Annotated in this window: 18 protein-coding genes and 1 pseudogene; 2 read left to right on the top strand and 17 right to left on the bottom strand. The window is 67.3% G+C overall.

Annotated features, from left to right (window positions below; all coding sequences use genetic code 11):
* Nucleotides 1-201 precede the first annotated feature (201 nt).
* The 17 genes and pseudogenes from JJQ90_RS26190 to JJQ90_RS26110 all read right to left on the bottom strand — a co-directional run bounded on the left by JJQ90_RS26190 (nucleotide 202) and on the right by JJQ90_RS26110 (nucleotide 13,245).
* Nucleotides 202-845: pseudogene (locus JJQ90_RS26190) on the bottom strand (transposase).
* Between the two features lie 162 nt (nucleotides 846-1,007).
* The gene (locus tag JJQ90_RS26185; protein WP_216879211.1) at nucleotides 1,008-1,634 is read right to left on the bottom strand and encodes an SCO family protein; all 627 of its coding nucleotides are present in this window, start codon (nucleotides 1,632-1,634) and stop codon (nucleotides 1,008-1,010) included.
* Between the two features lie 9 nt (nucleotides 1,635-1,643).
* A complete protein-coding gene (locus tag JJQ90_RS26180) occupies nucleotides 1,644-2,138 on the bottom strand; it encodes a copper chaperone PCu(A)C (RefSeq protein WP_168049721.1) in 495 nt (164 codons plus the stop codon).
* 58 nt (nucleotides 2,139-2,196) lie between these two features.
* Nucleotides 2,197-2,589: a hypothetical protein gene (locus JJQ90_RS26175; protein ID WP_168049722.1), complete on the bottom strand. Its 393-nt coding sequence runs from the start codon at nucleotides 2,587-2,589 to the stop codon at nucleotides 2,197-2,199.
* A complete protein-coding gene (locus JJQ90_RS26170; RefSeq protein WP_168049723.1) occupies nucleotides 2,586-2,912 on the bottom strand; it encodes a YnfA family protein in 327 nt (108 codons plus the stop codon). Before JJQ90_RS26170 ends, JJQ90_RS26175 begins: the two co-directional genes overlap by 4 nt.
* Complete coding sequence (locus JJQ90_RS26165; protein WP_230411007.1) at nucleotides 2,909-3,319, bottom strand: M23 family metallopeptidase; 411 nt, start codon at nucleotides 3,317-3,319, stop codon at nucleotides 2,909-2,911. Before JJQ90_RS26165 ends, JJQ90_RS26170 begins: the two co-directional genes overlap by 4 nt.
* Before the next feature lie 131 nt (nucleotides 3,320-3,450).
* On the bottom strand, nucleotides 3,451-4,146 hold the full coding sequence (locus tag JJQ90_RS26160; protein ID WP_168049725.1) for a thioredoxin domain-containing protein: 696 nt from the start codon (nucleotides 4,144-4,146) through the stop codon (nucleotides 3,451-3,453).
* A complete protein-coding gene (gene lspA / locus JJQ90_RS26155; RefSeq protein WP_230411006.1) occupies nucleotides 4,143-4,649 on the bottom strand; it encodes a signal peptidase II in 507 nt (168 codons plus the stop codon). Before lspA ends, JJQ90_RS26160 begins: the two co-directional genes overlap by 4 nt.
* Nucleotides 4,649-5,371, bottom strand: a complete 723-nt coding sequence (locus JJQ90_RS26150; protein ID WP_168049726.1) for a cytochrome c biogenesis CcdA family protein — start codon at nucleotides 5,369-5,371, stop codon at nucleotides 4,649-4,651. Before JJQ90_RS26150 ends, lspA begins: the two co-directional genes overlap by 1 nt.
* A complete protein-coding gene (gene lnt, locus JJQ90_RS26145; protein WP_216879210.1) occupies nucleotides 5,361-6,956 on the bottom strand; it encodes an apolipoprotein N-acyltransferase in 1,596 nt (531 codons plus the stop codon). The genes JJQ90_RS26150 and lnt overlap by 11 nt, the downstream gene beginning before the upstream one ends.
* Nucleotides 6,953-7,123: a hypothetical protein gene (locus JJQ90_RS26140; protein WP_216879209.1), complete on the bottom strand. Its 171-nt coding sequence runs from the start codon at nucleotides 7,121-7,123 to the stop codon at nucleotides 6,953-6,955. The genes lnt and JJQ90_RS26140 overlap by 4 nt, the downstream gene beginning before the upstream one ends.
* Complete coding sequence (locus tag JJQ90_RS26135; RefSeq protein WP_216879208.1) at nucleotides 7,120-7,587, bottom strand: copper chaperone PCu(A)C; 468 nt, start codon at nucleotides 7,585-7,587, stop codon at nucleotides 7,120-7,122. Before JJQ90_RS26135 ends, JJQ90_RS26140 begins: the two co-directional genes overlap by 4 nt.
* On the bottom strand, nucleotides 7,584-7,877 hold the full coding sequence (locus JJQ90_RS26130; RefSeq protein WP_216879207.1) for a TFIIB-type zinc ribbon-containing protein: 294 nt from the start codon (nucleotides 7,875-7,877) through the stop codon (nucleotides 7,584-7,586). Before JJQ90_RS26130 ends, JJQ90_RS26135 begins: the two co-directional genes overlap by 4 nt.
* A gap of 12 nt (nucleotides 7,878-7,889) precedes the next feature.
* Nucleotides 7,890-8,813, bottom strand: a complete 924-nt coding sequence (locus JJQ90_RS26125; protein ID WP_216879206.1) for a cation diffusion facilitator family transporter — start codon at nucleotides 8,811-8,813, stop codon at nucleotides 7,890-7,892.
* 12 nt (nucleotides 8,814-8,825) lie between these two features.
* Nucleotides 8,826-11,042: a heavy metal translocating P-type ATPase gene (locus JJQ90_RS26120; RefSeq protein WP_171970238.1), complete on the bottom strand. Its 2,217-nt coding sequence runs from the start codon at nucleotides 11,040-11,042 to the stop codon at nucleotides 8,826-8,828.
* 129 nt (nucleotides 11,043-11,171) lie between these two features.
* The gene (locus JJQ90_RS26115) at nucleotides 11,172-11,624 is read right to left on the bottom strand and encodes a DUF411 domain-containing protein (protein ID WP_168049732.1); all 453 of its coding nucleotides are present in this window, start codon (nucleotides 11,622-11,624) and stop codon (nucleotides 11,172-11,174) included.
* 283 nt (nucleotides 11,625-11,907) lie between these two features.
* Nucleotides 11,908-13,245, bottom strand: a complete 1,338-nt coding sequence (locus tag JJQ90_RS26110; protein ID WP_168049733.1) for an Nramp family divalent metal transporter — start codon at nucleotides 13,243-13,245, stop codon at nucleotides 11,908-11,910.
* Nucleotides 13,246-13,327: 82 nt separating this feature from the next.
* On the opposite strand from JJQ90_RS26110, the gene mntR reads away from it, so the two are divergent.
* Both mntR and JJQ90_RS26100 read left to right on the top strand, forming a co-directional pair.
* Nucleotides 13,328-13,780 carry a manganese-binding transcriptional regulator MntR gene (gene mntR / locus JJQ90_RS26105; RefSeq protein WP_168049734.1) on the top strand — a complete coding sequence of 151 codons (453 nt, stop codon included), beginning with the start codon at nucleotides 13,328-13,330 and terminating at the stop codon, nucleotides 13,778-13,780.
* Entirely contained in the window at nucleotides 13,777-14,250 is a 474-nt protein-coding gene (locus JJQ90_RS26100; RefSeq protein WP_168049735.1) for a MerR family transcriptional regulator, read from the top strand. Before mntR ends, JJQ90_RS26100 begins: the two co-directional genes overlap by 4 nt.
* Nucleotides 14,251-14,350 lie beyond the last annotated feature (100 nt).

Here is a 14,350-nt window from a genome sequence, read left to right as displayed (position 1 = left end):
CCCCAGCGCCGGAGGGGATCGAACGCGACCGCGTCTCCCTTACAGCGCCGGCCGCCCCCGTCCGCGCCATCCAGCAGCCTTCATGAATTATGCGGGCAAGTATCTCTGACGCCCAACTGTCATTCTTGGTTTAGCGATGCGGCACGGCTGATCCGCGTGACATCTCTATGGTGACGTCTCAGAGTCGGTCCGCGAACATTTTCAAGGTTGGCAGAGCCTTTGCATCATGAGGCGAATGGATGCGAGGCGGAGGAATGCGAGCGCGGTGCGGCTGAGGTTCCCCCAGTCCTTGGCGAGGCGGCGCCATCGATTGAGCCATGCGATGGTGCGTTCGACGACCCATCGCCGGGGCAGCACCTCGAATCCCTGCGCTGTGTCGGAGCACCTGACGATCTGGATCTGCACCTGGCGCAACACGCGCTTCAGTGCGGCTTGGAACTTCGGCCCCTGGTAGCCGGCATCGGCGGAGAGCTTGCGCAGGAAAGGGAACATCCTGAACAAGGTCGCCATCACCAACACGCCGCCGTCACGGTCTTGCAGACCAGCGCTGTGCACCACCGCGTGCAGCATCAGACCGAGCATGTCGACAAGGACGTGGCGCTTCTTGCCCCATGCAGCATTCTGCGCGGCGGCAGGTCCTTCGGGATCGCACGCGACCGGCAGCCGGTGCCGAGCACGTAGAGCAGACCGTTGACCACCTCGCGCAGGTTCACCGTCCGCGCGTTGCCGCCGCGCTTCGCCGGCGGGATCATCCCAGCGATCAGCGCCCAATCCGCATCGGTCATGTCACTCGGGTAGCGCAACCCGCGCCGGTCATACCGGGACCGGTTCTCCGTCGTCCACATCCGCAACGCCTCCGCAAATCGCTCCAGCCGAGCGAATCACAGGTGACTCAAAGGAATCAAGATGTCTGCGGACAGACACTCATCGTGACCCCGTTGCTGAAGGCGACTTGGCGGTGGGAGTCGTCAAGTCAAGCGAGAGGCTCAGTGTGCCCTCCCTCGTCGTCAATTCTGACCCACCAGCAGCCGCAGTTTCTCCAACGCGACCCGCTCGCTCTCCTTGTAGTCGACCGTCCCGGCGAAGCGCCCCTCGGCATCCAGCAGGAAGATGCTCGCCGAGTGGTCCATCGTGTAGCCACCGCCCTCCAGCGGAACGCGCTGGTAATAGACGCGAAAGCTTCGCGCAGCCTCCGCAATCTGCGGCTCGGTGCCAGACAGGCCCGTGATCCGCCGATCGAAGGCTTCGAGGTAGTTGGCCATCGCCTGCGGTGTGTCGCGCTCGCTGTCCACACTCACGAACAGCCACTGGATCCGATCCGCATCCGCACCCATGGCCTCGATGAAGCTCGTCATCTCATTGAGGGTGGTCGGGCAGACATCGGGACACGACGTGAAGCCGAAGAAGATCGCCACAGGCCGTCCGCGGAAATCCTGCTCGGTCACGGGCCGGCCGCGGTGGTCAGTCAGTCGGAATGGCCCGCCGATCGCAAGGCTCGACGGGCCGGTTGCGACACGTTCGGGAGCCAAGGGCCCATCGGTCACCAGCCAGCCGCCGGTGGTCGCCAGGAGAGCGAAACCCACGACAGCGACGGCACCCCAGGCGAGCCAACGCATCAGGCGCAAGAGCTTCATCGCACGGCCTCAATGCCCGTCGTGGCCGGAGCCGCGCGCGCCGGCTGCTTCGACCGCAAGTTCGACTTCGACGCGCCCGGCCCGCTCGAACACCAGCGTGAGTGGGATGCGCGCACCCTGGGTGAAGCCGCCCTGCGGGCCGACCAGCATCAGGTGCTGGCTGCCAGGTGCGAGGCGGACCTCTTGCCCGGGCGGAATGGCGATCCCGCCAGGGATTGGGCGCATGCGCATGATGCCGTCAGTCAAGGTCATCTCGTGCTGCTCGACCTTGTTCACCCGCGACATCTCGGCTCCAACAAGCCGATCGGCGACGCTGCCGGTGTTGCGGATGGTCATGTAACCCGCCGCGGTCGGGGCGCTGGCCGTGACCGCGCGCGTCCAGGGATGGCCGATCTGCAGGTCGCCGGCGCGGAAATCATGCGCGGTGGCAGACCCGGATGGCAGAGCAGAGGCAGTGAGGGTCGCGCCGGCCATGAGGGCCGCGCGCAGGAAAGTGCGACGCATGAAGGAGAACTCCGAATCGGAATGGAAAGCAGCCGGCGCACGACGCCGGCGATGACGATCAGCCGATATTCGGAGGTGTGGGCGGTGCACGCGCTGGCGGCGGGCCACGCGCTGGCGGCGAGAAAACGAGCCGACGGCCAGGCGGACGAGCCTGTTCGAGGTTCACCCAAGCGGGCTGATGCAGAACGACGTCGGCCGGCGGCAGCGCCCAGGCACCATCCGGCAGACGGCACAGTGGGCAATGCCCGGCCGGCGCCGCATGCGGAGCCTGTTCTTCCTCCGCGGGTCCGGGTTGTCCGGAGGGCAGGCAGAGCGATGAACGCAGCAGCGCGTCGAAGGCCGAACGCTCCACCGTCGCGAAGGCCGGCAGCGGCAGCAACAGGCGCGCGATGATCCCGAGCAGCACCAGCGCCGAGACAGGCGCGCGCAGTTCTGCCCAGATGCGCCTCATGCTTGGCGCGGTCCGTAGAGGATGATCAGCGCGCCAATGACGGAGACGGCGCCACCGATCAGGTCCCAGCGATCGGGCGAAACGCCCTCCACCGCCCGCAGCCAGACCAGCGAAGCCGCGATGTAGATGCCGCCATAGACCGCGAAGGCCCGGCCGGCGCTCTCCACATCCGTCAGCGACAGCAGCCAGCCGAACAGGGCAAGCGATACGACGCCAGCAGCAGCCCAGCCAATAGACCCGCCGAGCCGCCACCTGGTCCAGATCGCATAACAGCCGGCGATCTCGGCCGCGGCAGCCGCGAGGTAGATCGCGAGAGATTTCATTGCGCTGTCGGAGCTTCCGCGACCTCGGTCAAAGGCACGCATGCGGTTCGCGTCAGCCAGGGCCAGGGGTTCTCGGGCCTGCCCCCGCGGCGGAGTTCGACATGCAGGTTGGCCCCGGTGGTGCGTCCGGTGCGTCCAACGACGCCGATCTCCACTGCCGCGTTCACAAGCGTTCCAGCGCGGATGCCTGGCGCGAAGCGGGCAAGATGGGCGTAACGCGCGCGTGAGCCGTCCGGATGTTCAATCTCGACCATCAGGCCGTAGTCGAAGTAGCGCCCGGCGAAAAGCACAACCCCTCGCCCGGCCGCGATCACCGTCGTGCCTTCCGGGGCCCGCAAGTCGATCCCCGAATGCATCCGGCCATGGCGGGGCCCGAAGCCCGAGGAAAGCTCCCCAGCCACGGGCATGGCTGCCGGACACGGGGCCGCCATGCCAGTGGCTGGGACGAATGCAAGGGTTATACCCAGGATTATGCAACGCAGTCCCATAGTGCGACAGGATGTGCCGCAGGGTAGCCATCTGCGCAACCCTGCGCGCCTCATAGGCGCGGAAGCACTCTGGGAGCCGGAGCAGGGACCGCCCCTGGCGGCAGAAGCGGTTGCACCAGCTGCGCGAAACGTTCGAAGGTCAGCACACCGCGCTGTACCTGGCCGCCGATGACGAAGGAAGGCGTTGCGCTGATGCTGAACTCCCGTTCGGCTTGCAGCCGGGATGCGATGATGGGGTCGGAGAAGCCGCGGTCGGTCCAACAGGCTTCCAGGCGAGCGGGAGAAAGACCCGCCAAACCAGCCGTACGGCGCAGCCAGCCGCGAGCATCTGGGCTGTGCGCCCAAGCCTCCTTGTTGGTGTAGAGCACGGAGAGCAGGGCCTCGAACCGCTCCGGCCCCGCGCAGTGGACAAGCGCGGCGGCATCGACCGCCACGCGGTCGAGCGGGAAGTCCCTCAGCACGAAGCGCACCAGCCCAGGATCCACATAGGCAGCCTTGATGCGGGGAAAATGCTGGGTGTGAAAATTGGCGCAGTTGCCGCAGGTCAGCGAGTGGAACTCGATCACCGTCACAGGAGCGTCCTCCCGCCCGATCGCGCGCTCGCTAGGCAGTGGGCGCGGGGTCTCCGGGCCAGGCTCGGTGACCGCGAAGGGTGGGGCTGCCGCTTGCTGTCCCAAGGCAGGGGCGGACAGGACCAGGACGCCCAGGCCGGTCAGGGTGCCGCGGCGCGAAAGATCTTTGCTCATTGGATTTTGCTCCCAGTATTTTGAAAGGCGGTGGTGTTCTCGGCCGATGCGGGACGCAGGCCGGCAAGGATGAGCAGGGCGACACCGCAGACGATTGCAACATCGGCCATGTTGAAGGTGGGCCAGTGCCAGCCCGCGTAATGCGCGTCGAGGAAGTCAACGACGGCCCCGATGCGCAGCCGGTCGACGGCATTGCCAAGGGCGCCGCCGATGATGAGGCCGAGCGCCAGGGCCTCCACTCTTGATGTCCTGCGCCAGAGCCAGCGCAGCAGAACACCTGTGATGGCGAGGGTGACCAGCACCAGCACCCAGGCGGCGCCGGCTGCACTGTCGGCAAACATGCCGAAGGTCACGCCGGTGTTGAAGCCGAGCCGCAGGTTCAGCACGGGCAGCACCGTGATGCCCTCACTATAGGGTGGCCAAAGGGCGCCGAGCGCCCAGGCTTTGGTGGCCTGGTCCACCGCACCGGCGGCCAGCGCCGCCATGATCCCGATCAAGCGCATCAGCCAAGCCTCAGCAGGAAGGGAAAGGTCTGGACGAACCAGCCCGCGATGCTGGTCATCTCGCCCAGCATCATCAGCACGCCCATCGCCGCCATGACGAAGCCAGAGGCGACTTGCGCTCCGCGGCCGAAGCCACGCCATTGCCGCAACGTCGCCGCGGCCGCAGGCAGGTAGAAGGCGACCAGCAGGAAGGGCACGCCCAGCCCCAACGAGTAGGCCAGCAGCAGCGGTGCCCCTGCGCCATCACCCTGGATAGCCGCGACCGCCAGTACTGCACCGAGGACAGGGCCAATGCAGGGCGTCCAGGCAAAACCGAAGGAGACGCCGAGCAGCGCCGCGCCGCCGGGCGTGCCGCCCGCTGCAAAGGCGGGCAGCCGCACGTCCCGTAGCAGCCAGGAGGGGCGCAGCGCACCGATCTGCACCAGGCCAAAGGCCAGGACCAGTGCCCCGCCGGCGACCTGGAACTCCAGGCTCCAGCGCCGCAGCCATTGCGACAACGCCGAGGCACCGAGCCCGAGCAGCACGAAGACCAGCGAAAAGCCTAGGACGAAGCTGGCACCCAGCAGCATGGCGCGGCTTCGTGGCGGCGCATCCCGCACGCCGGTGCCGCAGGCGTAGGCCACCCAGCCCGGAACCAGCGGCAGCACGCAGGGCGACAGAAAGGAGACCAGGCCGCCACCGAACGCCAGGAGCAGGCCGAGGGCCGAGAATTCAAGCGCCATGCGGCTCGCCTCCCCTGCGGGTCGCGGCTAAGCCTGCCAGCCCTGTGAACAGGACCGCCAGCAGCGGCCAGTCTCCGAAGCTTGCGTAGGGCGTTCGGCTCGGCAACGCTCCAGGCAGCGCCACGTCCAGTACGCCCCGCGTGCCAAGTGCCAACTGCTGCCGCACCCGCCCGTAGGCATCGGTGACGAAGGAAACCCCGCCATTCGCAACGCGCACCATCGGTAATCCGAGTTCCACAGCGCGCATCCTGGCCGCAAGCGCATGCTGGTGCGGCCCCCAGGAGCGACCGAACCAGGCGTCGTTGGTGAGGGTCAGAATCCAACCTGCGTCGCGTGCTGTTCCACCGCCACCACCAGGAAAGATTGCCTCGTAGCAGATCAGCGTCATGGCGGCAGGCAAGCCGGGAACCGGCAATGGCGCCGGGTCCGTGCCCGGCGAGAAATCTACTGCGCCATCCGTCAGCTTCGGCACCCCCGGTAGCCACGCGCGGAAGGGCACGTATTCGCCGAAGGGGACCAGCCGCATCTTGTCGTAGGCCGACAGGATTCGGGCCGTGCCATCGAGGACCAACACGCTGTTCCGCATCGACGGCTGCCCGGCGACGTCCAGCCCGCGTCGTACCCCGCCAGTCACGAGGGCGCCCCGCGGCGGCACCACAGCGGCGATTGCCGCGCGGACGGCAGGCTCCTCTGCGATCAGGTAGGGAACTGCCGTCTCGGGCCAAAGCAGATGCGTCGGTTCTGCGCCCAATGCTCCCGGTGTGCGGCTGAGAGAGAGAAGATCGGCGAGGATGCGAGCCCTTTCCGAGGGCGCCCATTTGAGGGACTGCGCCACGTCGGGCTGCACCAGGCGCAGCCGAACATCCGGCAATTCCGGTGGCGGCGGCACCGCGAGCCTTGCCGCGCCGCCGGCCCACAGCAGCGCCACGCAGCAGGCGGCGAGGCCGAACGGCAAGACCCGCCGAGCGGAAAGCGCGAAAGCCGGCAGCGCCGCGAGGAGGATGGTCGCCAGACCAAGGCCATGAATTCCAATGAAGGCGGCAAGCTGAAGGGGCGCGTCGGCGAACCCCCAGACGTGCCCCGCGAGATTCCATGGAAAGCCGGTCAGGACCGTCCCGCGCAGCCATTCACCCGCCGTCCAGCAGATCGTGAATGCGATGAGAAGACGCGGACCGCGCCCGGAACCCGCCACGTATCGCGCAGCCGCGAGCGATAAGGCGGGAAACAAGGCCAGACCCGCCGACAACGCCACGAGCGCCGGAACGGCGAGCGCACCGAAGGTCTCGGCATCCACGGCGAATGCCTCGGTGATCCAGCCAAGCCCGACTATGAAGTTGCCGATGCCGAACAGCCATCCAAGAAGGAAGGCGCCTTGGACCGAGCGCGTCCGCTCCAGCAGCAGAAACAACCCGCCGAAGCCGAGAAGGAAGGCCGGCAGAAGGTACAGCGGCGCGAAAGCGAGCGGCGTCATAGCCCCGAGAGCAAGTGCGGCCGCACTCGACCGCACCCCAAGCCGGAGCGGCGTCAAGGTCGAATTGCCCACCGATGCGGTGCCGGCTGCTGCGACCAGCGGGCCGGCCTTCATCTTTGCTCCGTCGCACGCGCCTTCCGCGCCTCCGCCTGTTCGTCCATCCGCGCTATGGTGATGGCGAAGAACACGGCTACGAGGGTGAAGAGCACGGCAAGGATGGCGCGCGACCGGCGCTTTTGGGCACGGATGCGGAGGGCATCGGGCGACGTGTCATCGTTCAATGGTCATGACCTCGAAGTTCAACAGGTACGTCGCCGGCCTGCGCAAACCGAAGGAACACCCGGATCATGTTGCCCGACCCGAGAGGCTGACGCAGTCCATTCAGCGCAAGGTATGGCCCGCCGGGTTCCAGTGTGAGAGTTCCGCCAGGGAGAATGGGAAGCCCCTCGGCTGGGGGACGGAATGCGCCGGCAGAGATCGGATCGCGCTCCAGCACGCGTGCTGTCTCGACATCGGGCGACCAGGCTGAGACCAAGAGATCCGCTGTCGCGCCGGCATTGCGGACGATGAAAAAGCCCTGACTTTCGCGAGCTTCAGGGGTCACGGCTCGCGCCCACGCGCCGCTGACGACGACCGATCCTCCCTGTCCATCCTGCGCCTCGGCCGAGCGCGACGAGATCGCCCGCCAGGCCAAGGCAATCGCCATCACCAGCCAGCGGCGTTGGGGTTCATGCAGGGCCTTCAATCGAACATCTCCTGCAACCAAGACTTTCGGCGCCCATGTTGGGCTTGCTTTCCATGGCCCCCGTGCTCCTCGCGGTGGCCGCCTTCCGGCCGCCATCCACTTGCGTTCGGCCTGGTCCAGGCTGAACTTGGCGCGGCAGGCGCGGCCTCCGCACGCTCGATGATCTTGTCCAGCTCGCCGCGGTCTAGCCACACGCCTCGGCAGCTCGGGCAGTAGTCGATCTCAATGCCGGCGCGGTCGCTCATTGTCAGCACGGTGCCACAGCGTGGGCAGTCGAAAGGAACGGTCATGCGGTGAGATCCTCAGTGTTTGCCGGCGACAAGGGCGCCAGGTGGATCAACCTGCGTGGTGACGTGGTCGATAGCATAGCGTTCGCGCAGCCGTGACGCGACCAGCGCCGGCAGCGCCAGCGGATCGCCACCGGCCTCCGGGACGACATGGACCGTGGCCACGCTGCTCTCGTCGGTCAGCGTCCAGGCATGGAAGTGTCCGGCCTCGGCAATGCCGGGAAGAGTGGCAAGATCGGCCTCGGCGGCGCGGGCATCCAGGCCGCGTGGTACGGCCTGTAACAGAACGCGGATCGATTCAGACACCAGCCCCCATGCGGAACGCACCACGAGCACGGCGACCAGGACCGACAGGATCGGGTCAAGCAGGGTCCAACCGGTCAGCATGATGCCGATGGCGGCGCCAATCGCGCCTACCGAGCCTAGCAGGTCGCCCAACACATGCAGCATCGCACCGCGCAGGTTGCTGTCACCCTGGTCGCCGCGGCGCAGAATCAGGGCGCCGATGATATTGATGGCGAGACCGATGGCCGCGACCACCAGCATGGGTCCGGCCAGGACTTCCGATGGCTCACGCAGACGCGACACGGCCTCCCAGGCGATCCAGGCGACCAGCAGCAGCAGGGAGGCGCCGTTGGCCAATGCGGCCAGCACCCGGAGCCGGTGGAAGCCATAGGTCCGTACCGCATCCGGCGCCCTTGCCGCGACACGATAGGCGATCAGCGCCAGCAGCAGGGCCGCCGCGTCGGACACCATGTGACCAGCATCAGCGATCAGCGCCAAGGACCCTGAGAGCCAGCCGCCGACGGCCTGCACTGCGGCGTAGCCGGCAGTCATGATGAGGACGGTGCGGATCCGCCGCTCGCTGCCTGCCGTCACCCGCGCGCCGTGCGCGGGCCCAGCATGGTTGTGCGGCGCATGGTCATGTCCCTCGGACATCAGGTCCCCCTATCAAGCCTGGGGCCGCCAGCGCAGCAGGCGCAGGGCGTTGAGGGTTACAAGCACCGTGGCCCCAGTGTCAGCCAGGATCGCGGGCCAGAGGCCGGTCAGGCCGATCAGCGTCGTCACCAGGAACACGCCCTTCAGCCCGACCGCCACTGCCACGTTCTGCTTCACGTTGGCCATGGTCGCCCGCGAGAGGGAGACCAGTTCCGCCACGCCGGTCACACGATCCTTCAGCACTGCGGCATCCGCCGATTCCAGCGCCACGTCGGTGCCGCCGCCCATCGCCACGCCGACAGAAGCCGCCGCCAGCGCTGGCGCATCGTTGATGCCGTCGCCGACCATCACGACCGGGCCACCCTCCATCAGGCGGCCGATCTCCCGCAGCTTGTCATCCGGGAGCAGTTCCGCCTTCACGTCCAGACCGAGCGAGACGGCGATGGCCTCGCCGGTCCGGCGGTTATCGCCAGTCAGCATCACCGACCGCACGCCGAGGGTTGAGAGCGCTGCGATGCCCTCCTTCGCATCGACGCGTGGCTCATCGCGCAGCGCGATCAATCCGAGCGTGGTGCCGTCTGCCAGCACCACGGCGACCGTCTTGCCCTGGGACTCCAGCCGCGCCAGCCTCATCTCAAGGATGCCAAGTTGCGCGCCTGCCTCGCGCGCATGGCGCGGGCTGCCGACGCTAATGCGGCGCCCGCCGATCATGGCCGTGACCGCCTTGCCGGGGATGGCAGCGAGATCGGTTGCTGTCGGCAGGGTAAGGCTCCGCGCCGAGGCCTCGGCCAGGACCGCCTTGGCCAGCGGATGCGCCGAGCCCTGCTCGACGGAAGCCGCCAGTTCAAGGACCTGCTGCTCCATCTGGCCGGGCGCCGGAAGGATCTCGGTCACGCGCGGGTGACCCTCGGTGAGCGTGCCGGTCTTGTCGAAGGCCACCGTCCGGGCGGCACCGATGGCTTCCAGGGCAGCACCACCCTTCACCAGCAACCCGCGCCTGGCGCCGGCCGAGAGACCGGAGGCCATGGCGGCCGGTACCGAGATCACAAGCGCGCAGGGGCAGGCGATCAGCAGGACCGCGAGGCCGCGATAGACGCTGGTGCCCCAATCCCAGCCGAACAGGAAGGGCGGCAACAGGATTACCAGCGCCGATACAATCATCGCCCCGGGCGTCCACCACTCGGAGAAGCGCTCGATGAATCGCTGGGTCGGCGCCCGAGACGCGGCCGCTTCCTCCACCATGCGAATGATACGGGCGATGGTGTTATCGGAGGCCGCGCGCGTCACGCGGACGCGCAGCACGCCATCTGCGTTGATCGATCCCGCGATCACCGCCTCGCCCAGCCCGCGTGCCACCGGGATGCTTTCCCCGGTCACCGGGCTTTCATCCAGGGCTGAGGTGCCTTCCTCGATGGTGCCGTCGCAGGGCACCCGGTCGCCTGGCCGGATCAGCACCAAGTCGCCGATCGCCAGCCTGTCAGCGGGCAGTTGCTCGGTGGTGCCATCTGGCCGCACGCGTAGCGCCACGCGCGGCATAAGGTCGGCCAAAGCGCGGATGCCGGCACGGGCACGGCCGGCGGCAACGTTTTCCAGCAACTCGCCGATCGCGAAGAGCAGCACGACGACCGCGGCCTCCTCCGCCGCGCCAATCACCACGGCGCCTATGGCCGCGGTGCACATCAGCGTCTCGATGCTGAAGGGGCTGCCGACACGGGCCAGCGCGATGGCGCGCCGGCCAAAGGGAAACAGCGCCACGGCGGTGGCGACGAGGAAGAGCGGATAGGTCAGCTGCTCAGGCAGAACCAGCGATAGCGCATAGGCGCCAAGAACCAGCGCGCCGAGCAGCCAGACCAGCTTTGCCTTGCCGGTCGCCCACCAAGACTTCGTGGCGTCGACAGGATCTTCATGGTCGGTGTGGCTGTGGCCATGTGCCGCGGGCTTCGCTGAGGCAGACTCGTGGCTATGGCCATCCTCGTGATCATGATCGTGTGGATGGTCAGGGCCACAGGTGGGCGCCGCACCGCCTGGGCCTGCCGCCGTCGCGGCGCCATCGAGCCGCTTCGTCGAATAGCCGAGTGCCGCAACCTGCGCCTCGACGGCCTCAGGCCGGCCGGCCGTATCGAGGTCGAGCGTCAATCGCTCGGCCATGAGGTTGACCTCGACACCCGAGACCCCCGGAAGCCGTTCCACGGCTTTGGTGACCTTGGCAACGCAGGAGGCGCAATCCATGCCCTCCACCCGCCAGGTCTGTCTTGTTACAGCGCCCATGACATCCGTCCGATCGTACAGGCGGTAGGTATGGGACCTCTAGTGGCTAGAGGTTCAAGCCCCTTCTTATCGGCCAGCTCAAGTCGGGGTTCACCCGTTGAAGCGCATGAAAGGCCGGTGTGGGCCGGTGCCGAAGGCGATCACGTCGTAGCTGTCAGCCGGTGCGCCGGGCACTTCCATGCCGGGCGAGCCAACCGGCATCTCCGGCACAGCGAGGCCACGAACGCCCGCGGGGCGCTCTGCCAGCAGCCGGCGGATGGCAGCCGCGGGCACATGGCCTTCGAGCGCGAAGCCTTCGACCTCGCCCGCGTGGCAGGACAGGAGGTCGGCCGGCGTCCCAAGGCGGCGCCGCACTGGGGCGACCGACTGCACCACCTGGTCCGCCACGGTAAAGCCCTCAGCGCGCAAATGCGCGATCCAGCCCGAACAGCAGCCGCAATTCGGGTCGCGCCATACGCCGATCTGCGTGGCGCGCTGGGCAAGTACGGGCATCGGCAGCGCAACAAGTGTGGCGGTGGCGAGGAGAGAGCGGCGTGACGTCATGGGTGTTCCTCATCTCGGCCGGACGGGCGGTGACACTAAGCTGGCGACATAAGCCGGTTTGCCCCGGTGGGAAGGTCAAGCGGAACCGGTGCCATGGCTCGTTGCCAACGGGAGCGATTAGCGGGCAGCACCAATATAGCCTCACATTGCATCGCTGACGCGGCCCGTTGGGCCTCTGTACCGGCGTTGCGGGCGCCCTTGGGCAAGTGGAGCCGGCTACAGCATAGATCGCGCCAGCAGACCTGGATGCGGTGCAACCGCCGCCGGACGCGCGGGACCTGCCTTAATCCCCAAGCCCTGCGTCAAACAAAAGCTTCATGTTCAGCCCGACTATCACCGCCGCCGTCGCCCAGCCAAGCGCGATCTGCCAAGCCGGTGCCGTGAAGACACCCATGCGGTTGCGGTCCTGCGCGAACAGCATCAGCGGGATCACCGCGAAGGGCAGCTGGATCGACAGGATAACCTGGCTGAGGATCAGCAGCTGCGCGGTGCCGGACGCTCCATACATCCAGGTGACGATCACAGCGGGGATGATGGCGATCAGCCGCGTCACCAGCCGCCGCAACACCGGGGGCAAGCGGAACCGCAGGAAGCCCTCCATCACCACCTGCCCCGCCAGGGTGGCGGTGACGGTGGCGTTAAGTCCGCACAGCAGCAGCGCCACGCCGAAGGCGGTGGCCGCGATGCCTGCGCCCAATAGCGGCGTCAGCAGCTGGTAGGCCTCACCAATTTCCGCCACCTCGGTATTGCCGCTTGCGTGGAACGTGGCGGCTGCGGTGATTAGGATCGCCGAATTGATCAGCAGCGCCAGGGTCAGCGCCAGAGTGCTGTCGATGGTGGCGAACTTGATTGCCTCCCGCTTGCCCGCTTCATCGAAGTTCCAGGACCGCGACTGCACCACGGCGGTATGCAGGTACAGGTTGTGCGGCATCACGGTGGCCCCGAGGATGCCCATGGCGATGTAGAGCTGCGTCTGGTTAGTCACGATCGAGACGGCAGGGATATAGCCGTTCAGCACCGCCGCCCAGTCCGGGTCGGACAACACGATCTGGATGCCGAAGCAGCCGACGATCAGCATGATGAAGCCGAAGATCAGCGCTTCCAACCAGCGCACGCCTTTGTTCTGGAGCCACAGGATCAGGAAGGCGTCGAGCGCGGTCAGGAACACGCCGTACAGCAGCGGAATGCCGAACAGCAATTCCAGCGCGATGGCCGTGCCGATCAGCTCGGCGAGGTCGGTGGCGCAGATCGCAATCTCGGCAAACAGCCACAGTGGATAGGCGACCACCTTTGGAAACCGCTCACGGCAGAGCTGGGCGAGGTCGCGGCCGGTGGCGACGCCGATCCGGACGCACAGCGCCTGCAGCAGGATCGCCATCAGCGAGGAGGTCAGTGCGACGGCGAGCAGGGTGTATCCGAAGGCCGATCCGCCGGCGAGCGAGGTCGCCCAGTTGCCCGGGTCCATGTAGCCGACCGCAACCAGGTAGCCTGGACCCATGAAGGCAAAGAGCTTGCGGAGGAACCCGCCTGCGTTTGGCACCGCAACCGAGCGGTGCACCTCCGGCAGGCTTGGCAGCCCGGCGGGTGCGGGCGAGGCGACAACCTCGGATGGCGGGTTCACGCACGGCCTCCAAAACTTAGTGTCTGCTAAATTATAGTGATCGGACTATGGCTGATGTCAAGCGGAGGCGCTAATGTCAGGCATGCCTCGCGCCTCGCCACGTTCCCTCCCGCCCCCGGAAGATCACGCAGCGCGCTTCACGCAGCAGCGCGAAGCCGATCGCTCGGCCATTGCCGAAGACTACGTCGAGCTGATCGCCGACCTCCTTCAGGAGGAAGGCGAGGCGCGTGCCGTGGATATTGCCCGACGCATGGGTGTTGCCCAGGCGACCGTCGCCGCGACGGTCGCGCGGCTGCAGCGCGACGGCCTGGTGGAAACCAAACCGTACCGCGGGCTGTTCCTGACGCCTGCCGGCCAGGCGGTGGCATCCGCTGCCCGGGCGCGACACGAATTGGTCGTCCGCTTCCTGCTGGCGGTGGGGCTCGACCCCGAGACTGCGGAGGCTGATGCCGAGGGGCTTGAGCATCATGCCAGCGAGAAAGCCCTGGCCGCCTTCGCACGCTTTCTCGCCAAGCATGAGGCCGACCCAAAGTGAGCGCGACATTCTCGATCGGCGATCTCGCGCGCGCCACGGGCGTCAAGCCAACCACGATCCGGTGGTACGAGCAGGAGGGGTGGCTGCCGCCGCCAAGTAGGACCGAGGGCGGCCATCGCGCCTATGGCGCCGCGCATCTGCGCCGCCTCGGGTTCATTCGCCACGCCCGAGAACTGGGCTTCGAGAGCGAGGCGATCCGCGCATTGCTCGACCTTGCGGACAGGCCAGACGCAGACTGCGGTCAGGCGCATACGCTTGCGACCGCGCAGATTGGCGAGATCGACGCGCGGCTACGGCGGCTCACGGCTCTGCGCGCGGAACTTCAGCGCATGGCGACGAGTTGCGAGGGCGGCGTGGTTGGAGAGTGTCGGATCATTGAGACCCTTGCAGACTTCGCCCACGGGCACTGTGAGGATCCAACACACGGGACGCGTCGACTCCGAAGACGAGACGCGTCTCACATATTGTGACAACCCCCGCCGCGGACAGCCGCCTCCGCTGGCCCGTAGGGCATCCCTGCTGCGGTCGTCCGCCCGATGCAAGACGCTCACGCGTCGCGGTGCGAACGCA

This window comes from Falsiroseomonas oleicola, assembly GCF_019029495.1.
In the GTDB taxonomy this organism is placed as follows: domain Bacteria; phylum Pseudomonadota; class Alphaproteobacteria; order Acetobacterales; family Acetobacteraceae; genus Falsiroseomonas; species Falsiroseomonas oleicola.
Note: the sequence above shows the minus strand (reverse complement) of the source record. Positions and strands in the feature narration are given on the sequence as shown.